The 18,628-nt window shown below is 60.9% G+C and carries 18 protein-coding genes; 5 read left to right on the top strand and 13 right to left on the bottom strand.

Annotation, left to right across the window (positions count from 1 at the left end):
• Window positions 1-263 precede the first annotated feature (263 nt).
• The 4 genes from MKS85_RS14855 to MKS85_RS14840 all read right to left on the bottom strand — a co-directional run bounded on the left by MKS85_RS14855 (window position 264) and on the right by MKS85_RS14840 (window position 5,093).
• Window positions 264-1,466: an MFS transporter gene (locus tag MKS85_RS14855; RefSeq protein WP_139048930.1), complete on the bottom strand. Its 1,203-nt coding sequence runs from the start codon at window positions 1,464-1,466 to the stop codon at window positions 264-266.
• Window positions 1,459-2,412 (bottom strand): diiron oxygenase, encoded by a 954-nt coding sequence (locus MKS85_RS14850; protein WP_188251415.1) that lies wholly within the window; start codon window positions 2,410-2,412, stop codon window positions 1,459-1,461. The genes MKS85_RS14855 and MKS85_RS14850 overlap by 8 nt, the downstream gene beginning before the upstream one ends.
• Complete coding sequence (locus MKS85_RS14845) at window positions 2,409-3,491, bottom strand: SagB family peptide dehydrogenase (RefSeq protein ID WP_188251414.1); 1,083 nt, start codon at window positions 3,489-3,491, stop codon at window positions 2,409-2,411. The genes MKS85_RS14850 and MKS85_RS14845 overlap by 4 nt, the downstream gene beginning before the upstream one ends.
• A 405-nt stretch (window positions 3,492-3,896) precedes the next feature.
• Complete coding sequence (locus MKS85_RS14840; RefSeq protein ID WP_047226035.1) at window positions 3,897-5,093, bottom strand: class I SAM-dependent rRNA methyltransferase; 1,197 nt, start codon at window positions 5,091-5,093, stop codon at window positions 3,897-3,899.
• 199 nt (window positions 5,094-5,292) lie between these two features.
• Between MKS85_RS14840 and MKS85_RS14835 the strand changes: the two genes are divergently transcribed.
• The 3 genes from MKS85_RS14835 (at window position 5,293) to MKS85_RS14825 (ending at window position 7,346) form a co-directional block, all read left to right on the top strand.
• The gene (locus MKS85_RS14835; protein WP_171061309.1) at window positions 5,293-6,108 is read left to right on the top strand and encodes an HDOD domain-containing protein; all 816 of its coding nucleotides are present in this window, start codon (window positions 5,293-5,295) and stop codon (window positions 6,106-6,108) included.
• Between the two features lie 45 nt (window positions 6,109-6,153).
• Window positions 6,154-6,966 carry a bifunctional DNA-formamidopyrimidine glycosylase/DNA-(apurinic or apyrimidinic site) lyase gene (gene mutM, locus MKS85_RS14830; RefSeq protein ID WP_047226033.1) on the top strand — a complete coding sequence of 271 codons (813 nt, stop codon included), beginning with the start codon at window positions 6,154-6,156 and terminating at the stop codon, window positions 6,964-6,966.
• Window positions 6,967-7,028: 62 nt separating this feature from the next.
• Window positions 7,029-7,346, top strand: a complete 318-nt coding sequence (locus MKS85_RS14825; protein WP_047226032.1) for a hypothetical protein — start codon at window positions 7,029-7,031, stop codon at window positions 7,344-7,346.
• A gap of 148 nt (window positions 7,347-7,494) precedes the next feature.
• On the opposite strand, the gene MKS85_RS14820 is transcribed toward MKS85_RS14825, so the two are convergent.
• The 5 genes from MKS85_RS14820 to MKS85_RS14800 form a co-directional block, all read right to left on the bottom strand.
• Window positions 7,495-7,746 (bottom strand): YfhL family 4Fe-4S dicluster ferredoxin, encoded by a 252-nt coding sequence (locus MKS85_RS14820; protein ID WP_047226031.1) that lies wholly within the window; start codon window positions 7,744-7,746, stop codon window positions 7,495-7,497.
• A 136-nt stretch (window positions 7,747-7,882) separates the two neighbouring features.
• Window positions 7,883-8,362 (bottom strand): pantetheine-phosphate adenylyltransferase, encoded by a 480-nt coding sequence (coaD, locus tag MKS85_RS14815; protein ID WP_007897855.1) that lies wholly within the window; start codon window positions 8,360-8,362, stop codon window positions 7,883-7,885.
• Between the two features lie 115 nt (window positions 8,363-8,477).
• A complete protein-coding gene (locus tag MKS85_RS14810) occupies window positions 8,478-10,073 on the bottom strand; it encodes a GMC family oxidoreductase (RefSeq protein WP_188251413.1) in 1,596 nt (531 codons plus the stop codon).
• A gap of 146 nt (window positions 10,074-10,219) precedes the next feature.
• Window positions 10,220-10,765 (bottom strand): twin-arginine translocation pathway signal protein, encoded by a 546-nt coding sequence (locus MKS85_RS14805; protein ID WP_139048934.1) that lies wholly within the window; start codon window positions 10,763-10,765, stop codon window positions 10,220-10,222.
• A 27-nt stretch (window positions 10,766-10,792) separates the two neighbouring features.
• Window positions 10,793-12,223: a coniferyl aldehyde dehydrogenase gene (locus MKS85_RS14800; RefSeq protein WP_188251412.1), complete on the bottom strand. Its 1,431-nt coding sequence runs from the start codon at window positions 12,221-12,223 to the stop codon at window positions 10,793-10,795.
• 148 nt (window positions 12,224-12,371) lie between these two features.
• On the opposite strand from MKS85_RS14800, the gene MKS85_RS14795 reads away from it, so the two are divergent.
• Together MKS85_RS14795 and MKS85_RS14790 are read left to right on the top strand one after the other, a co-directional pair.
• Window positions 12,372-13,043, top strand: a complete 672-nt coding sequence (locus MKS85_RS14795) for a TetR/AcrR family transcriptional regulator (RefSeq protein WP_047226027.1) — start codon at window positions 12,372-12,374, stop codon at window positions 13,041-13,043.
• 33 nt (window positions 13,044-13,076) lie between these two features.
• Window positions 13,077-13,931, top strand: a complete 855-nt coding sequence (locus MKS85_RS14790; protein WP_188251411.1) for a sulfurtransferase — start codon at window positions 13,077-13,079, stop codon at window positions 13,929-13,931.
• Window positions 13,932-13,970: 39 nt separating this feature from the next.
• Here the strand turns inward: MKS85_RS14790 and MKS85_RS14785 are convergent, their stop codons facing one another.
• Genes MKS85_RS14785 through MKS85_RS14770 form a run of 4 tightly spaced genes read right to left on the bottom strand, consistent with a single transcriptional unit; the run spans window position 13,971 to window position 18,451 of the window.
• Window positions 13,971-14,972, bottom strand: a complete 1,002-nt coding sequence (locus MKS85_RS14785; protein WP_188251410.1) for a hydrolase — start codon at window positions 14,970-14,972, stop codon at window positions 13,971-13,973.
• Window positions 14,973-15,001: 29 nt separating this feature from the next.
• Complete coding sequence (gene rsmD / locus MKS85_RS14780; RefSeq protein WP_047226025.1) at window positions 15,002-15,613, bottom strand: 16S rRNA (guanine(966)-N(2))-methyltransferase RsmD; 612 nt, start codon at window positions 15,611-15,613, stop codon at window positions 15,002-15,004.
• Window positions 15,613-17,103 carry a pitrilysin family protein gene (locus tag MKS85_RS14775; RefSeq protein WP_188251409.1) on the bottom strand — a complete coding sequence of 497 codons (1,491 nt, stop codon included), beginning with the start codon at window positions 17,101-17,103 and terminating at the stop codon, window positions 15,613-15,615. The genes rsmD and MKS85_RS14775 overlap by 1 nt, the downstream gene beginning before the upstream one ends.
• Window positions 17,096-18,451: a pitrilysin family protein gene (locus MKS85_RS14770; protein WP_047226023.1), complete on the bottom strand. Its 1,356-nt coding sequence runs from the start codon at window positions 18,449-18,451 to the stop codon at window positions 17,096-17,098. The genes MKS85_RS14775 and MKS85_RS14770 overlap by 8 nt, the downstream gene beginning before the upstream one ends.
• Window positions 18,452-18,628 lie beyond the last annotated feature (177 nt).

Here is an 18,628-nt window from a genome sequence, read left to right as displayed (position 1 = left end):
CACTCCGGGCGGCAAATCAGGTACGTATCAGGTATCAATGGGAAGTGAGCTTCTGTTGACGTCTGGAACACCCGGGTTTGGCCGTGTGTCCGGAAGTGGCCGATGACTTTGCAGGATCGCTGCGCGCCTCAGCATGAGCTCATAAACCCGCCGGGGATGAATGGCGATGAATGTCGCGATTCTACACCCCTGGCGTCAGGATGAAATGACGCAAAGCGCTGATCGGGTGCCAATGTCGTGCTCGGGATGACGACTGGCGATGTTCAACCCGTCAACAGCGTCCTGTGACGATGCCGAAGCAGACCATTGAGTGCCAGCCCCAGGAGGCTGAGCAACATCAGGCATAGAGCCAGGGTGGTTTGCAGGTCCAGCGGCGTGAGGCTGAGCGCAGCGCTGGTCAAACCGCCGACAATGAAGATCAGCACGCTGCCTGCCGAGGCCGATGTACCGGCTTGCTCGGGGAAGATATTCATCGCCCGGGTGTGGGCCGCCGCACGAGCAATGGTCGTTCCGGCGGTGCACACGATCATGGGCAGCAGCAGCGTGGTGACCGACAAGCCCAGATGGCTGGAGAGCCCAAGCATCAACACTCCCGCCGTCAGGATCAGGCACAGCCCCGTGAGGATTTGCGTCTGTGGGTCGATCCGGTTGCTCAGCACGGTCGCGACCGCTCCACCGCCGATATAGGCCAGCCCGTAGCCCAGCAACGTCAGCGAAAATGCCTGCGGCGACAGTTGTAGCTGGTCAATGAAAACCAGCGGTGAGATGACGATGAACGAGAAATGGCAGGAAAAAGCCAATGCTGACGTCAGCCAGTAGGCCATGAAGTTGAAGTCACTGCATACCGTCCGGTAGGACGCGATGAAGTCCGGGCGCCTGGGTTGGCTATCCGCTGGCAAAGGCTTGAGTAGAAGACTGGCGCTCAAGAACACACTGACAGCCAGGGCAATGAATACCAGGAAGCTGCCGCGCCAGCCCATCCAGCTTTGCAGTCCGGTGCCGGCCAAGGGCGAAACGGAAATGAAAATGCCGCCGCAGGTGACCAGGAAAATCCGTAATCGCTGCTGCTCCTGACCTGTAAACAGGTCCTGGATCAGTGCCTGAGAGAGCACGAAACAACCGCATCCCACGGCTTGGATGACCCGGAAAAGCAGGAAGGACCAGTAGTCATTGGCAACGACGCACCCGGTCGCGCCAACGGCCGAGACGATGATCCCGATCAGCAGCAGGTTCTTTCGTCCCATGGCGTCGGAAAGCGGGCCGACCAGCAGTTGGGACACTGCGATCCCCACTGCGAACAGGCTGACAGACAGGGCGATATCGGGCGATGGACGCTCAAAGTGTGCGGACAGCGCCGGAAACGAAGGCAGCACGACATCGATGGGGAATACGCCGAGCAAGGTCAGCATCAACAATAAGCCGACAGTGGCCGCTTTGCGTGTGGCGAGATCATGAGTGTCAGCCATCGATAAACCCCGCCTGGAAGAACATCTGCTGATTGGGGTCGTCATCGAAGAAACCTGCCTGCTGCATGGCTGTGAAGGTCGAGACTGCCCCCGAGCGAACTCGCTGGGCGTGAGCGTCCGGTTGCAGGATGTTTGCAACGATCTTCAACGCGTCCTGTTCGTCAAAGCCGACGCTGGCGAGGCTGCGCGTTAACCAAGGGATGTCGGGCTCGAAGTAAAGGCCGATGATGTCCAGCAGCAGCCTTGCGGCCAGAGCACGCTGGTCAGGGGCCAGGGCGGACCACAGATACTGGAACACCTCGCTGAAATAGCGACTATGGCGTGCCTCGTCCTCGAGATGATTCCTGAGCATCTGGTAAACCGTGGAGACCAAGGTCTCGCGGGTAATGGCCAGCAGCTCCTTGGCGATGATCGTTTCGGAAACGAACCCCAGCAGAAACCACGCCAGAGGGCGATCCGGGGGGCTTGTGGCTTCGATCACGCCCAGCAGGCGGTCGATGCGCCTGGGGAGCGAGCGGTCGCGGATGTCGTACAGGGCGACGATCTGTTCGGCCACTTCATTGGAAAACAGTGCGTGGTAACCCTCGTCGGTGTAGAGCTGCAGGGCGGCGGTTTTCATCTGGCTGGGGATGGGTACGCTCAGTTCGCCATGGACGATGGTTTCCACTGCGCGATTGACCACTCGGTGTTCGAGTAAGGTGGTGTAGTCGAGGAAGTACACCAGGTGATTGGCCGCCAGGCGTTGGGCAATGGCGCGTCCCGCCTTATTGATCAGCGGATGTTCGATATAGGGTATGAAGGCTGGCGCAAACCAGTCGCGACTGGCGAGTTGATGCTCCAGATCGTCGGGTAGGCGGTAGTGGTTTTTGCGCACGCGCACCGCAGCTTTTTTATCCCAGTCGCCCAAGGTGTAGCGCGGCCTCTGAGTGAAGGTCGGGTCGCTCATGATGCAGAGTCCTGGCCATTGACCAGCGCCATCAGCGCCTGGCAGTGGACCTGCCCATCGCCATGACCGCAGCCGACAAAAAACAACGGCTGTTCGGGAGTGTCTTCAAGGTCAAGCAGCCGTTCTACCTGACGGTCGCTCAATGCCCCGGTCAGCCAGGTCTTGAGGTCTAGCGCAGTCGCCACCATCAAAAAGGTCTGGGACACGTGGCCCGTTTCGACAAACGCCATTCGATAGGCGCGCGAGTGTTCGTACTTCCACCAGAGCTTGTCGAAGCGCGAAGTGATGAATAGCCCGAATGGCAACGGATTGATGAAGTGCTGTCCGGCTAACAATTGCCCCAGCGGTTCATCCGGAAGTGACCGGATCAGGCTCAAGGCATGTTCGGCCGGATGGTAGGCGTAGATTCCCGGCTCCAGCCCGGCCACGTGACGCACGTACAGGTAACCTTCGCAGGCATTCAGGCCGCCGCCCGAGGGGCTACTGCGTCGCGCGCCCAGCGTTTCGGGATGACCGGTCTCGTGAGCCAAAGGGCGCTCGTTCAGGTAACCCAGGGTCAGGTAGAGGAGGGTGCTGACCTGCTCGATTGAAATGGCTTGTTCGCTGAATGAGCGAGAGGTGCTTCGACTGACAAGCGTCTGCCCCAGCGAAACGTCCTCGATGTCGACCAGGGAGCAGGGCGTCAAGGCAATCCGGTCAACCGGGCACGGTTTTATGCGGCAGGCCGGCGGCGGTGATGATAGAACCTCTTGGCAATGCTGCAGGTACAGGGTTGCCCATTCCTCGACATTTTGGGGAACACTTTCGCAAGGAATATTTTTTGTGCCGATATGAAATATTCTGGATAACTCGTCCCATCGCCATTCGAGGGCTTCTTTGGGTTCTGCAGTCAATATGCCGGCATTCAGGAATTCAATGTCGATGGGGTTGCAAGTGTCGAAGTGTGAAGGGTTGTGAATAAGTTGTGCCAGTCGCGTTGAATAATGCAGATCGAGCTCGAACTGAGTGTGCTGCTCATAGTTCCATACAATCTGGTGCGGCGGGCGCGCAAGTATGAAAACACACGGATTTATATGCATTAAGGTTTTCCGCTGAGGGGGCGAGCATGGATGGGCTGAGGCGCCGGCACTCCTCAGCTCCACCCTTTACTTACTTAGCGGCCTGTTGGAACAATCAGGCCGGCCAGGTTTGCGATCTTGTTAGCTTCCAGATTGATTGCTTTCATGATACAGCTCCTTTTTTGAATAAGAGGTTTGAATAAATGTTGTTTTTTTCGAGGGTCATCACTTGCGAAGTGACAGTTCAATCATAGTTTTTAATGAGTGCTTGGCAAGCAGATATTGAGTAGGAAAGTTCCAGTAATAATGTGGGATGACTCATACAAAAAGTTATTTTGTAGGCTTTTGCTTAAGCGCTCGGTAACTTTTCACACGTGCAAAAAAAAACGCAGCCAGGGCTGCGTTTAATAAGGGTCAGCAAATGATTCAGCTGTTGGGCAGCAACCGGCAGGTGATGCTCTTGATGTAGCGGGTCTCGGCGATGGCAGGGTGTACCGGATGGTCCGGTCCCTGGCCCCCGCGTTCGAGCAGCTGGATGTTGCGGTCCAGGTGCCGGGCGCTGGTCAGCAGGATGTTTTGCAGGTCGTCTTCGGGCAGGTGCATCGAGCACGAAGCGCTGACCAGGATGCCATCCTTGCTGAGCAGGCGCATGGCCTGTTCGTTGAGGCGGCGATAGGCGCCTTCACCATTTTTCAGGTCTTTCTTGCGCTTGATGAACGCTGGCGGGTCGGCAACGATGACGTCGAAACGCTCTTCACTGGCCTTGAGTTCTTTCAGGGCTTCGAACACGTCGCCTTCAATGCAGGTCAGCTTTTCGGCAAAGCCATTCAACGCCGCGTTGCGCTCTACGCCATCGAGGGCGAAGGCCGAGGCGTCGACGCAGAATACTTCGCTGGCACCGAACGCCGCGGCCTGCACGCCCCAACCGCCGATGTAGCTGAACAGATCCAGTACGCGCTTGCCCTTGGCATACGGCGCCAGGCGTGCGCGGTTCATGCGGTGGTCGTAGAACCAGCCGGTTTTCTGACCTGCCATGACTGGAGCTTCGAACTTCACGCCGTTCTCTTCCAGGGCGACCCACTCCGGTACGAGGCCGAACACGGTCTCGACGTAGCGGTTCAGGCCTTCGGCATCGCGGGCGGCGGAATCGTTCTTGAACAGGATGCCGCTGGGCTTGAGCACCTGGGTCAGGGCGGCGATCACGTCGTCCTTGTGGGCTTCCATGGTGGCGGAGGCGATCTGCACCACCAGGATGTCGCCGAAACGGTCGACTACAAGGCCAGGCAGCAGGTCGGAGTCGCCGTAGACCAGGCGATAGAACGGCTTGTCGAACAAGCGCTCACGCAACGACAGCGCCACGTTGAGACGATGCACCAGCAGGGATTTGTCCAGCGGCAGCTTCACGTCACGGGACAGCAGGCGGGCGCAGATCAGGTTGTTGGGGCTCATCGCGACGATGCCCAACGGCTTGCCGCCAGCGGCTTCGAGGATGGCCTGGTCGCCGGCCTTGAAGCCGTGCAGCGGGGTAGCGGCTACATCGATTTCGTTGCTGTAGACCCACAGATGGCCGGCGCGCAGGCGACGGTCGGCGTTGGCTTTGAGGCGCAGGCTGGGCAGGGACATGACGTCGCTCCGGAAAAAAGAGCGGGAGTATAGCGTGTTGCGGCCTGTGCGGGGCTTGTGATGGACATGTGGCGCGATTTGCCCGACGGTGTATCGGATCCATCTTTAAGGGTTAGAATCGCCGCCTGACCCAGAGTGTATGCCCATGTCCCAAGAGCTTTCCGCCGAACAGATCCAACAGTCCCTGCAAGGCATCAGTGTGCCGCCCCAGCCGCAGATCATGGTGGATCTGCAGATGGAGCAGTACATGCCTGATCCGGACCTGGAGACCATTGCCAAGCTGATCTCCCATGACCCGGGCCTCTCGGGTGCCTTGCTCAAGATCGTCAATTCGCCGTACTACGGCCTGCGCAACAAGATCACTTCGATCCAGCGCGCGGTGAACCTGCTGGGCAGCCGTTCGATCATCAACCTGATCAACGCGCAGTCGATCAAGGGCGAGCTGCACGATGATGCCATCGTCACCCTCAATCGCTTCTGGGATACGGCCCAGGACGTGGCGATGACCTGCCTGACCCTGGCCAAGCGCGTCGGTCTGGAAAACGGTGATGAAGCCTACGCCTTGGGGCTGTTCCATGATTGCGGCGTGCCGTTGATGCTCAAGCAGTTCCCCAACTACATGAGTGTGCTGGAGCAGGCCTACGCCAATGCCAGCGCCGAGTGCCGGGTGGTGGACACCGAGAACCGCGAATTCAACACCAACCATGCGGTGGTCGGGTACTACACTTCCAAATCCTGGCGCCTGCCGGACCATGTCAGTCAGGCCATCGCCAACCATCACAACGCCCTGGCGATTTTCAGCGATGAGACGTCACGCAACAACAGTCAGCTGAAAAACCTGCTGGCGATCCTGAAGATGTCCGAAAACATCTGCTCATCGCACCGGGTCCTGGGCAATCAGCCGGTCGATCATGAGTGGGCCTGTGTCGGCGCTCTGGTGCTCGATTACATCGGTTTGTCGGAATACGATTTCCAGACCCAGAAGCAGGAAATTCGCGACCTCGCCACGCGCTAAGCATCGAAAACCAGCACCAGGCCTTCGCCTTATTCGAGAACCCCCATGCCAGAACTGCCGGAAGTCGAAACCACCCGCCGCGGAATTGCTCCCCACCTGGAAGGGCAGCGTGTCAGCCGTGTGGTCGTACGCGACCGGCGCTTGCGCTGGCCGATCCCCGAAGACCTTGATGTGCGACTGTCGGGTCAGCGGATCGTGCTGGTGGAGCGGCGGGCCAAGTACCTGCTGATCAACGCCGAAGTCGGCACCTTGATCAGCCACTTGGGCATGTCCGGTAACCTGCGCTTGGTGGAAGTCGGCATGCCTGCCGCCAAACATGAGCATGTGGACATCGAACTGGAATCCGGCCTGGCCTTGCGCTACACCGACCCGCGCCGCTTCGGGGCGATGCTCTGGAGCCTCGACCCGCTCAACCACGAATTGCTGATTCGCCTCGGGCCGGAACCGTTGACCGATCTATTCGATGGCGAGCGTCTGTTCCAGCTTTCCCGAGGACGCTCCATGGCGGTCAAGCCGTTCATCATGGATAACGCGGTGGTGGTGGGGGTGGGCAATATCTATGCGACCGAAGCGCTGTTCGCCGCCGGGATCGACCCACGCCGCGAAGCCGGGGGCATTTCCCGGGCGCGCTATCTGAAACTGGCGATCGAGATCAAACGCATCCTTGCCCATGCCATCGAGCGCGGCGGTACGACGCTACGTGATTTCATCGGGGGAGACGGCCAGCCGGGTTACTTCCAGCAGGAACTCTTCGTGTATGGCCGGGGCGGCGAGTCATGTAAGGTCTGCGGTACGGGGCTGCGGGAGATTCGCCTGGGCCAGCGCGCCAGCGTCTGGTGCCCACGCTGTCAGAGCTGATCCGTCCTGCGGTCTATAGTCCTATAGTCAGTTGTCACACTGCCTAGCCGAAGGATCGCCCGATGAATCTGCTCCGACCTGTCGTTCTCGCGCTGCTGTTGTGTCTCGGTTTGCCTGCCCAGGCGAACAGCGGCAGCGGCGACCCGCGCTACACCATCCAGAATCCGCCGGCCTACGCCATGATCGGCGACCTGCTGATCGCCCGTCCGCTGCTGCTCGCCGCCACCGTGATCGGTGCCGGGGCATTTGTGGTGTCGTTACCCTTTACGGCGTTGGGCGGTGGCGTCGGCGATGCGGGGAAGGCGTTGGTGGTGGACCCGGCGAAGGCGACGTTTGTGCGGTGCCTGGGGTGTGTTGGGGAGGGGTTTGAGCAGGAGTGATGTCGCTGTGGCTGCTGGCCTCATCGCGAGCAGGCTCGCTCCCACAAGGGATTTTGCTTAAGACATGAATGGTGTCGCCACCACAGAACCCTGTGGGAGCGAGCCTGCTCGCGATGAGGCCGGCACAGGCCCTACAAAACTACCTGGCTCAAACCTTGCCAGTAATCTTGCGATATTTCGCCATCAACTGTTCTTCCGTTTCCGGATGGGCCTCGTCCAGCGGAATGCAATCTACCGGGCAGACCTGTTGGCACTGAGGTTCGTCGTAATGGCCGACGCACTGGGTGCACAGGTTCGGGTCGATGACGTAGATCTCTTCGCCTTGGGAGATGGCCTCGTTCGGGCACTCGGGTTCGCAGACGTCGCAATTGATGCAGTCGTCGGTGATGATCAGGGACATGCAGGCTCCTGCCGGGGCGTTGGGCCCGGGCATCTGAAAAACGTATGTGCGCAATTGTGCCGCATTGGCGAGCGCAGTGCACGCGGGCGCGATGGACTGCGCTGTGCCGGCTGCGAAGCGGACCGCAGCCAGCGGGTTATTTCTTGAAGCGCAGGGTCAACGCATCGGCCACGGCCGGGTGGACGAACTTGGTGATATCGCCGCCCAACGCCGCAATTTCCCGCACCAGGGTCGAGGAAATGAAGGAGTAGCGCTCCGACGGCGTCAGGAACAGGCTTTCGACGTCCGGCGCCAACTGGCGGTTCATGTTGGCCAGTTGGAACTCGTATTCGAAGTCCGAGACCGCACGCAGGCCACGCAGGAACACATTGGCGTTCTTTTCCTTGGCAAAGTGCGCCAGCAGCGTCGAGAAGCCGACCACTTCCACGTTGGGCAGATGTTTGGTGACCTCGCGGGCCAGCTCCACACGTTGCTCCAGCGGGAACAGCGGGTTTTTCTTCGGGCTGGCGGCGACGGCGATGATCACATGGTCGAACAGGCGCGAGGCGCGTTCGACCAGATCGCCATGGCCCTTGGTAATAGGGTCGAAGGTACCTGGGTACAACACTCGGTTCATCGCGTCGTCCTGGCGGGTGTCCGTTGGGGAGTCGGATGGTATCGCAGCCTACTCGGTCGGCCAAGTCGGCTGTAAGGTAAGTAAGCACTATAGACAGTGCGAATAATCCGCCAACTCATGGGTTTTTCAAGCGATCGGCCAAGGATGTGGCCAATTGTGCCGTCAGCCCATACACCGATAATTGCGGATTGGCGCCAATGCTGGTGGGGAACAGCGAGCCGTCATGGATGGAAAGATTACTCAATTGATGATGGCGCCCAAGGCTGTCGGTGACGGCGCTTTTCGGATCTTCGCCCATGGCGCAACCACCCATCACATGGGCGCTGCCCAGGCGCGTGCGGTACAAGGCCAGGTCCAGGCCGTCGATCAGCGTACGGGCCTGGGCCAGGGTTTTCACGTAACGGGCGTCACTGTGCATTGGCATGACCGCCCTGGCGCCGCCGGCAAACTGAATCTCGGCCATGCTGTGAAACGCCCGGCGCAAACCGTCCCAGGCATAAGGAGACACCGCATAGTCGAGCACAGGAGTGCCATCGCTGCGCAACTGAACGTTGCCGCCGCTGCTGTCGGGGTGAAAACCATCGCGCAACAGCGCCAGCATGGCGTGGGTGTGGGGCAGTTGCGCCATATGCTCGGCGTTCTCGCTGCCAAACCCGCCCAGTAGCGCGGCGGCGAGGGCCGGGTGCAGGGGCGGAACTTCCAGTTTGTAGGACATCTTGCCGGTGGCGCCGTCCTGCCACTGGAAATGATCTGAATAAATCGATTGTGGTGCGCCGTAGAACGGATTGATCACCTCGTCGAATTGCCCGGCCGACATGTTCACCAGGTGCAGGAAGGTGCGTTTACCCAGGCGTCCGTGCGGGTCGGGCGCTTCGGAGCGCAACAGCAAGGCCGGACTGTTGATGCTGCCGCCGGCCAGTACGTAGTGCCGCGCCTTGACCGTGACGTGCCGTCCTGTCGGTGCCACACAACGTTCGTCCATGGCCAGGCATTCGAGGCCGACAACCGCATCGTTTTTGATCATCAGCCGTTCGGCCCGTGCCAGGTAAAGCAGCGCGCCGCCCTTGTCCAGCGTGGCCGGAATGGTGGTGACCAGCATCGACTGCTTGGCGTTGGTCGGGCAGCCCATGCCGCAATAACCCAGGTTCCAGCAACCGCGCACATTGCGCGGGATGACGTGCCAGCTATAGCCCAGTTGTTCACAGCCTTTGCGGATCACGTCGTTGTTGGCATTGGGCGGAACCGACCAGGGTGCTACTCCCAGGCGCTGTTCCATTTTTTCGAACCAGGGCGCCATTTCCTCGGGGCTGTGGCCCTTGACGTTGTGCTCGGTGGCCCAGTGATCCAGGGTCTGATCGGGCGTGCGGAAACAGGAGGTCCAGTTGATCAATGTCGTGCCACCCACCGCGCGACCCTGAAGAATGGTGATGGCGCCGTCCTTGCTCATGCGTCCGAGGCCTTCCTGATAAAGGCTGGTGTAGGCCTGCTCCTCGAGCAGCTTGAAGTCATGGCTGGTCTTGAGGGGGCCCTCCTCGATCAACACCACCTTGTAGCCGGCGGCGCTGAGAATTTCTGCCGTGGTGCCCCCGCCGGCGCCGCTGCCGATGATCGCAACGTCCGCTTCCAGGGTCAGGTCCTGGGTCAACTGCGCACCGTTGTAGGTGGTCCAGCCGCGGGCAAGACCTTCGCGGAAGAGATCGGGTACGGGCATGTTGGTGCTCTCTTATTGTTATGAGTATGTGATGCCCCCCTGTGGGAGCGAGCCTGCTCGCGATGGCGTCGGATCAGCTGCATCTGTATTGACTGACATACCGCCATCGCGAGCAGGCTCGCTCCCACAGGGTTTGGATGTGACTGTTAAACCGTTGGCGGTCCCGGGTATCCACAATGCGCCCAGGCCTCGGCCTGGCTGTACCACGCCATCATGACCATTTGCAGCAACGAACTGTGCCCCTGGCGAAGCAGGTCCAGCGAGCTGTTTTCCCACCGACCGAGAAATTTCTGGATGTCATCGACGCTGGCGTTTTCCCAGGAGCCCCAGATTCCGGTCAGTGGCCCACGGGTAACGCCCAGCGTGAGCACGTCGAATAACTGGTGCGTGAGCTTGAGCATGGATGGGGACAGATGAGCCAGGGTGGTGTCCAGGCTTTGCAAGGTCGCTTCAGCGGCGCCAGGAAGCTTTTCAGCGACCAAGGAGCCGTCCAGCATTACGGGAATGACGGCGCGCAAAAACGGCAGGTCGTTGTCACGCAAGGCTACAAAACCGCTGGCCGAGCGGCTGGGGCCGCAACCGCTCAGGCTGGCACCCAGCCCGACGGTGACCAGGAAGGCGCTGGCGCCGAGGCTGAACTGCAACAGGCCGCGTCGTGAGAGGGCAGGTGTATCGGTCAGGCTTGGATTCATTATTGTTATTACCCGCAAAGACTGCTGCTAACGGACAAACAACTTCTGGATCAGTTTCTGGAGTGGCTTGCCGTAAGGTGGATAAATCAGCTTCGCCGCGTTGAACCGCTGTTTGCTCAGCACGCCCTTGGCCTTGCTGAACGTCAGGAAGCCTTCGTGACCGTGGTAGTGCCCCATCCCCGAGGCGCCAATGCCGCCGAAGGGCAGGTCGTCCTGGGCGACGTGCAGCAGCGTATCGTTCAGGCAAACGCCACCGGAATGGGTCTCGTTGAGCACGCGATGATGTTCCGCCTTGTTGTAGCCAAAGTAGTAGAGCGCCAGCGGGCGAGGCCGCTGATTGATGTAGGCAAATGCCTGGTCCAGGTCCTGATAAGGCACGATGGGCAGCAGCGGGCCGAAGATTTCGTCCTGCATGACGGTCATGTCATCGCTGACGTTGAGCAACAGGCTGTGGGCCATGCGTCGCCCCTGACCTCGATCGAACAACTCGATCAGCAATGCGCCCTTGCTGGTGGCATCGCTTATGTAGCCGTTGAGTCGCGCCAATTGTCGTTCGTTGATGATCGCGGTGTAGTCCGGATTGTCAGTCAGGGTCGGATAAAACCCGCGAACCGCTTCGCGATACGCTTCAACGAATTCGCCGACACGGTTCTGCGGCACCAGTACGTAGTCCGGTGCGACACAGGTTTGTCCGGCATTCAGGGTTTTGCCGAATGCAATGCGCTCGGCGGCGTGTTTGACGGGCACGTCCGCGGATACGATGGCGGGCGATTTGCCTCCCAGTTCGAGCGTGACCGGGGTCAGGTTCTCGGCGGCGGCGCGCATCACGTGCTTGCCAATGCTGGAGGCGCCGGTGAACAGCAAGTGGTCGAAGGGCAACCTGGAAAACGCCATGCCGACCTCAGCCTCGCCGAGCACCACGCACACCAGATCCTGAGGGAAAATGCGCGCCAGCAGTTGTTTGAGCAGCAACCCGGTGGCAGGGGTCGATTCGCTCAGCTTGAGCATCACCCTGTTGCCCGCCGACAATGCCCCCACCAGCGGCCCGATAGCCAGGAACAGCGGGTAGTTCCAGGGTACGATGACCCCGACCACGCCCAGCGGTTGGTACACCACTTTGGCTGACGCCGGCTGGAAGGCCACGCCCACCTTGCGCCGGGAAGGTTTCATCCAGCCCTTGAGGTGACGGCTGGCGTAATGGATGCCGTGCAGGCTCGGCATGAGCTCGGCCAGCAGCGTTTCGTCCGCACTGCGGTGGCTGAAGTCCTGGCTGATAGCGTCGATCAGTGCTTGTCGCTCGTTGCTCAGTAACTCGCGCAACGCCTTGAGCCATTGCCGCCGCTGCTCGGCAGGTGGCATGGGGTGGGCGGCAAAGGCCTGGCGCTGGGTGTCGAAAAGCGCTTGCAGTTCGCCCAGGTGCTGTTGAGATTCGCGCAGGTAAGCAACGTCGGCAGGCATGGGCGGGCACCGATAGTATTAGAGTGAGTGTTTTCTAGAGCTTGTGCTCTAAAAAGTCAACCGACATCCGTGACGCCTTTGGGTTTGTCCCGTGACCGATAGGTCGTAAGATGCCGTTCAATGCTTTCGTCGAATTAAAGCTCAAGCCATGGCCATACGAATAAAAACCAGCGAGCGCATCGTGCAGAACAGCCTTGAGCTGTTCAATCAGCAGGGTGAGCGCAGCGTCAGCACCAACCATATCGCCGCCCACATGGACATGTCCCCGGGCAATCTCTACTACCACTTCCCCAACAAGCAGGCGATCATCGCCGTATTGTTCAGTGAATACGAAAACCTGGTGGACAGTTTCCTGCGTCCGCCCCAAGGCCGTGCGGCTACTGTCGAGGACAAGCGTTTCTATCTGCAGGAGTTGCTTTCGGCGATGTGGCGCTACCGCTTCCTGCACCGAGACCTGGAGCATCTGCTCGACAGCGACCCGGACCTTGCCGCGCGCTATCGTCGGTTTTCCCAGCGTAGTCTGATTCACGGCACCGCTATCTACGAGGGCTTTGTGGCCGCCGGTATCCTGAAAATGGACCGGGTGCAAATCGAGTCCCTCACCCTCAATGCCTGGATCATCCTCACGTCCTGGGTCCGTTTCCTCTGCACCACACGGGAAAATTCTAACCATTTGAGCGAGCAGGCCATCAAGCGTGGGGTCTATCAAGTGCTGGTGCTGGAGGCCGGTTTCGTGACTGAGCAGGCCCGCGAAGCGGTGGATGCGCTGTTCAAGGAGTTCTATGTCCCCCTGGCCCAGACCCTGGAAGAAGGGGCGTAAGATTCAAATTCGATCCAGCCACAGGAGCCCGTTATGCCCATTGCGCAACTCATCAGTCCTCAAGCCCTGGAACACAGGCGGTCGCAGCCCGGGCTGGTGATCCTCGATTGTCGTTTTGCCCTGGAGGACCCGGACTACGGCCAGCGCAGTTATGCCGAAGGCCATATTGCCGGGGCATCCTTCGCTGACCTCGAACGGGACCTGAGTGGGCCGGTCACCAAAGGCGTGACCGGCCGCCATCCGCTGCCGGAGCCTGAGGCCCTGATGAAGCGTTTGCGGGCCTGGGGGATCGGCAACGACAGTGACATCGTTTTGTACGATGACGGCCCTGGCGCCTATGCCGCCCGGGCCTGGTGGTTGCTGGCCTGGCTGGGTAAGCGCGATGGCGTTTATATCCTCGATGGCGGGCTCAAGGCTTGGCATGCCGCCGGTTTGCCCTTGAGTCTCGATCCAGCGGTCAACGGTCCCGGGACCTTCAGTGGTTCGCCGGACGCGACCCTGTTGCTCAGTGCCGAGGCGCTTGAGCAGCGTCTCGGTGAGCCGGACATGACCTTGCTCGATGCCCGGGCGTTGCCGCGTTTCAAGGGTGAGGTCGAGCCGATCGATCCGGTGGCCGGACATATTCCGGGCGCGCAGTGCGCAGCGTTCACCGAGAACCTGGGTGCTGATGGGCGCTTCCTGCCAGTCGACCAGCTCAAGCAGCGCTTTGCCGAGAAATTGGGAGGACGCTCGCCGACGGAACTGGTGGCCTATTGCGGCTCTGGCGTGACGGCATGCCATAACCTGTTTGCCTTGTGCCTGGCGGGGTATCCGTTGGGGAGGTTGTACGCCGGTTCATGGAGTGAGTGGATCACCGATCCCCAAAGGCAAGTGGCGGTCGGTGACTGAACGCAGGCCCCGCAGGAGATCGCAGCCTTGTTGCGCTCCTCAGCTCCTACAGGACAGGCCCGCCAGCCAACCGGGGATTCGCCGCTCCAGATAATACCCTGGGCGGCGCAAGCTCCCGTCGACAAAGCCCACATGCCCGCCTTGTGCATGCAGTTCAAGCTGGCTAGAGGCGGACAGCTCGCCAGGTTCGGGCACGCTGTGGGGGAATACGAAAGGATCGTCGCAGGCCTGGATGACCAGGGTCGGCGTGCTGATCTCGCCCAGAAAGTAGCGACTGGAGGCGCGGCGGTAATAGTCCGCCGCGTCAGAGAAGCCGTGCAGCGGCGCCGTCACCCGTCCATCGAAGTCCCAGAAGGTGCGCATGTTTTCCAGGGAGCCCAGCGCTGTGAGGGTCGCCAGACCCTCGTGGCGTCCGTCGTGCTGGAACTGGCGTTGCTTGTTGCGCACGTAGGCCACCATCTCGCGCATGAAATGGGCCTGATAAAACCTGGAAAATCCCTGTCCGATGCGATCGGCACACTGGTCGAGGCGAAACGGTACCGACACCGCGACCGCTCCTTGCAACTGACTGTCGCCGCCCGTTTCCCCCAGGTGCTTGAGCAGCACGTTGCCGCCCAGTGAATAGCCCACCGCAAACAGCGGTGCCAAGGGGCGGCGGGCCCGCAGATGGGCGATGGCGGCGGCCAGGTCTTCGCTGGCCCCCGAGTGATAGCTGCGGGGCAACAGGTTCGGCTCTCCCGAGCAACCGCGCCAGTTCAACGCCACGCTGGCCCAGCCCTGATTGCCAAGAGCCTGTTGCAGGCCGGCCACGTAGGGCGAGTTGGATGAACCGGTCAGCCCGTGAAGCACCAGCACCAGTGGCGCGTCGACTCGATGTGGGCCATGCCAGTCGAGATCGAGAAAGTCGCCGTCTTCCAGCCACAGGCGCTCACGTTCCCGAGTGATCTGGATGGTCTTGCGCCACAGCGGTCCCCACAAGGTTTGCAAGTGCGGGTTGCCAAGGCCCAGGGCCGGGACGAAGTGTTCAGATGCAGCAGACACGATCATTTCTCGATGCACTGGCCAGCCGTTCAGCCAACGGCCTCGGCCACACGTTGCCACAACGCGTAATACACCCGTCCGGATTTCTGTTCACGATGCAGGCGCCAGTTGCCCGGCAACCCCAATGTGGACGGGGCGGCTTCGCTTTCAGTGTAGACCCAGGCATCGTCGGCCAGCCAATGACGTTCTTCGAGCAAGGTGCAAACGGCTGGCAGCAGGTTCTGATTGAAAGGCGGGTCGAGGAACACCAGGTCGAAAGGCGTCGCTGGCTGGCTGTCCAGATAGCGCAGCGCGTCGGCGGTCTGCACCTGACCGACGGTGCAGCGCAGTGTGCCCAGGTGCTCTTTCAGGCTGGAGACCGCCAGGCTGCTGGCGTCCAGCGCCTGCCCCATGGCGGCGCCACGAGACAACGCCTCAAGAAACAATGCACCGCTGCCGGCAAACGGGTCGAGTACCCGAGCACCGGCCACGTAGGGCGCGAGCCAATTGAACAGGGTTTCGCGTACCCGGTCCGGGGTTGGGCGCAGGCCCGGCGCGTCGGGGAAGCTCAAGCGCCGGCTGCGCCATTGGCCGCCGATGATGCGCAACTGATTCACACCGTTATGCACGGGTTTTTTGCTGGAATTGGATGGGCGGGCCATTAGTGCTCCGGAACCCCGAGCGGTTGCTCGGCAGGTTTTTCAGTGGGTGCCGGCAGCGGCTTTTGCGGCACGGTCGGGCCGGCGGTGACGATGACCATTTTATCCGTGCTCAGGTGTTTGTTCAGCGCGGCCTTGACCTGTTCGACGGTCAGTTCCTGGGACTGACGCATGAAGTCTTCCAGGTAGCTGAGCGGCAAGTCATAGAAACCCATGGCCCCGAGCTGGCCGACGATGTCTTCGTTGCTGGCGGTGGACAGCGGGAAACTGCCGGCCAGCTCGCGCTTGGCGTCATCGAGCTCTTTTTGGGTCGGGCCGTTCTTCAGGTAATCGGCGAAAACCTCCTGCACCAGTTTCAGCGTGCCTTCGCTCATTTCGGCGCGGGTCTGCAGGTTGATCATGAACGGGCCACGGGCCTGCATCGGCGAGAAGCCGGAATACACGCCGTAGGTCAAACCACGCTTTTCCCGGACTTCGGTCATCAGTCGCGTGCCGAAACCACCACCGCCGAGGATCTGGTTGCCCAGGGACACGGCCGCATAGTCCGGGTCGTCCCGGTCGATGCCCAGTTGCGCGAGCATCAGGTTGGTCTGCTTGGACGGGAACTCGATGTGACCGATGCTCGCCTTCGGTTCAACCGGTTGCACGGTCTTTGCCAGCGCCGGGCCCTTCGGCAGTGCGGCGGACACCTGACTGGCAATCGCTTCGGCTTCGGCGCGGGACAGGTCCCCCACCAAGGCAATCACCGCGTTGCCGGAGGCGTAGGCCCTGGTGTGGAAAGCCTGGACCTGGGCCAGCGTGATCGCAGGAATGCTTTGCGCGGTGCCGTCACTGGAATGGGCATACGGATGATCACCGTACAGACGCTTCATCAGTTCCAGCCCCGCCAGTTTGCCGGGGTTCTGCTTCTGGTACTCGAAACCTGCCAGCAGCTGATTCTTGATGCGCGCAAAGGAGTCGGCGGGGAAGGTCGGTTTGCCAACGACGTCGGCGAACAGCTTCAGCGCCGGCTCGCGCTTGTCCACCGCACTGAGACTGCGCAGTGACGCCAGGGCCATGTCCCGCAAGGCACCGTTGCCGAAGTCGGCGCCGAGGCTTTCGAACCCTTGGGCAATGGCGCTGACATCCTTGCCCGCTACGCCCTCATTGAGCATGGCGTTGGTCAACAGCGCCAGGCCGGGTGTATCGCCGTCCTGGCTGCTGCCGGCGGCGAATGTCAGGCGCAGGTCGAACATGGGCAATTCCCGGGCTTCGACGAACAACACTTTGGCGCCGTCAGCGGTTGTCCAGGTTTGTACGTCGAGCTGGCGACGGCTGGGTGCCTTGCCGTCAAGTTCGGCCAAAGATTGCAGCTTGTTGCTGGCCTTGGCTTTGTCCAGCGCCTGGCTGGCGTTGGTGTCATTGGATGGCGACAGGTAAAAGGCCAAGGCGCCGATCAGGGCGATCAACACCACACCGATCAGCACCAGACGCGATGATTTGCGCTCACTCATGAGCTTTCTCCTCGGGCAGGACGTGCGCGACGCTCAGGCGCGAGCGGGTGAAATACAGCTGGGCTGCCTTCTGGATATCTTGCGGGGTCACGCTTTGCAGTTCGGCGAGTTCGGTGTCCATCAGTTTCCAGGACAAACCGACCGTTTCCAGTTGGCCGATGGCGGTGGCCTGGCTGGTGATCGAATCGCGCTCGTACACCAGCCCAGCGATGACCTGAGCGCGGACGCGCTCCAGTTCCTCGGCGGTCGGGGCAGTGGTTTTCAACTGTTCGAGCAAGCGCCACAGACCGGCCTCGGCTTGGGCCATTGTCTTGTTTTTCTGGGTGTTGGGCGTGGCCGACAAGGTGAACAGCGTGTCGCCACGGGTATAAGCGTCGTAGCTCGACGAACCGCCGGACACCAGCTCTTCGCCGCGTTCCAGCTGGGTCGGGATCCGCCCGCTGTAGCCGCCATCCAGCAAGGCCGAGATCAGCCGCAGGGCATTGACCGAGCGTTTGTCGGTCGCGGTGGCGATGCTCGGTACGTTGAAGGCCAGCATCAGGCTTGGCAGTTGGGTCTGCACATGCAGGGTAATCTGCCGCTCGCCAGGTTCGGCCAGTTCCAAGGGGATCTTCGCTGGCGGTACGTCGCGCCGGGCAACCGGACCAAAGTAACGCTGGGCCAGCGTCTTGACCTCGTCGGGCGTGACGTCGCCGACCACCACCAGGGTCGCGTTGTTCGGCGCGTACCAGGATTCGTACCAGTGGCGCAGTTCCTCGACTTTCATCCGCTCCAGGTCGGCCATCCAGCCGATGGTCGGCGTGTGGTAGCCGCTGGCCGGGTAAGCCATGGCCTTGAAGCGCTCATAGGCCTTGGACATCGGCTTGTCGTCGGTGCGCATGCGGCGCTCTTCCTTGATCACCTCGATCTCGCGGCTGAACTCCTCCGGCGGCAGGCGCAGGCTGGCCATGCGGTCGGCTTCCAGTTCGAAGGCAACGCCCAGGCGATCGCGGGCCAGCACCTGGTAGTAAGCGGTGAAGTCATCGCTGGTGAAAGCGTTTTCTTCGGCGCCAAGGTCGCGCAGGATCAGCGAAGCTTCGCCGGGGCCGACTTTCGAGCTGCCCTTGAACATCATGTGTTCCAGCGCGTGGGACAAACCGGTCTGGCCCGGGGTTTCATAACTGGAGCCAACCTTGTACCAGACCTGGGACACCACCACTGGTGCGCGATGATCTTCGCGCACCACGACCTTCAGGCCGTTGTCGAGGGTAAATTCATGGGTGGGTTGTGGATCGGCAGCCAAGGCTGAAAAAGGCAGACAAACTGTGCTGAGCAGCAGGCCTGCAGCACGGCGGGCAAGAGCATTCATTCGTGTTTAAACCTGTTGGGCTGCCCGCTAGGTCTTAGCGTCGGCGGGCGAGAGGGTGCTAGGATACTGATCCGTTTTACTGGCGGCCACGCCTATCGGGCCTTTTCTCGGTCCGGGGTTGTTTGGGTTCTCGGAAGAAGCCCTGGGTTTGTTCGTTGATCCCAGCGTTTTCGCCGA

Source organism: Pseudomonas sp. JL2 (assembly GCF_031570495.1).
GTDB lineage: Bacteria > Pseudomonadota > Gammaproteobacteria > Pseudomonadales > Pseudomonadaceae > Aquipseudomonas > Aquipseudomonas rhizophila.
This window is presented reverse-complemented; position numbering and strand designations above follow the sequence as displayed.

Coding starts and splice junctions, on each gene's coding strand:
- MKS85_RS14855 (WP_139048930.1), bottom strand. CDS start 1,466: ATGGCTGACACTCATGATCTCGCCACACGCAAAGCGGCCACTGTCGGC.
- MKS85_RS14850 (WP_188251415.1), bottom strand. CDS start 2,412: ATGAGCGACCCGACCTTCACTCAGAGGCCGCGCTACACCTTGGGCGAC.
- MKS85_RS14845 (WP_188251414.1), bottom strand. CDS start 3,491: ATGCATATAAATCCGTGTGTTTTCATACTTGCGCGCCCGCCGCACCAG.
- MKS85_RS14840 (WP_047226035.1), bottom strand. CDS start 5,093: ATGTCCCTGCCCAGCCTGCGCCTCAAAGCCAACGCCGACCGTCGCCTG.
- mutM (WP_047226033.1), top strand. CDS start 6,154: ATGCCAGAACTGCCGGAAGTCGAAACCACCCGCCGCGGAATTGCTCCC.
- MKS85_RS14825 (WP_047226032.1), top strand. CDS start 7,029: ATGAATCTGCTCCGACCTGTCGTTCTCGCGCTGCTGTTGTGTCTCGGT.
- MKS85_RS14820 (WP_047226031.1), bottom strand. CDS start 7,746: ATGTCCCTGATCATCACCGACGACTGCATCAATTGCGACGTCTGCGAA.
- coaD (WP_007897855.1), bottom strand. CDS start 8,362: ATGAACCGAGTGTTGTACCCAGGTACCTTCGACCCTATTACCAAGGGC.
- MKS85_RS14810 (WP_188251413.1), bottom strand. CDS start 10,073: ATGCCCGTACCCGATCTCTTCCGCGAAGGTCTTGCCCGCGGCTGGACC.
- MKS85_RS14805 (WP_139048934.1), bottom strand. CDS start 10,765: ATGAATCCAAGCCTGACCGATACACCTGCCCTCTCACGACGCGGCCTG.
- MKS85_RS14800 (WP_188251412.1), bottom strand. CDS start 12,223: ATGCCTGCCGACGTTGCTTACCTGCGCGAATCTCAACAGCACCTGGGC.
- MKS85_RS14795 (WP_047226027.1), top strand. CDS start 12,372: ATGGCCATACGAATAAAAACCAGCGAGCGCATCGTGCAGAACAGCCTT.
- MKS85_RS14790 (WP_188251411.1), top strand. CDS start 13,077: ATGCCCATTGCGCAACTCATCAGTCCTCAAGCCCTGGAACACAGGCGG.
- rsmD (WP_047226025.1), bottom strand. CDS start 15,613: ATGGCCCGCCCATCCAATTCCAGCAAAAAACCCGTGCATAACGGTGTG.
- MKS85_RS14775 (WP_188251409.1), bottom strand. CDS start 17,103: ATGAGTGAGCGCAAATCATCGCGTCTGGTGCTGATCGGTGTGGTGTTG.
- MKS85_RS14770 (WP_047226023.1), bottom strand. CDS start 18,451: ATGAATGCTCTTGCCCGCCGTGCTGCAGGCCTGCTGCTCAGCACAGTT.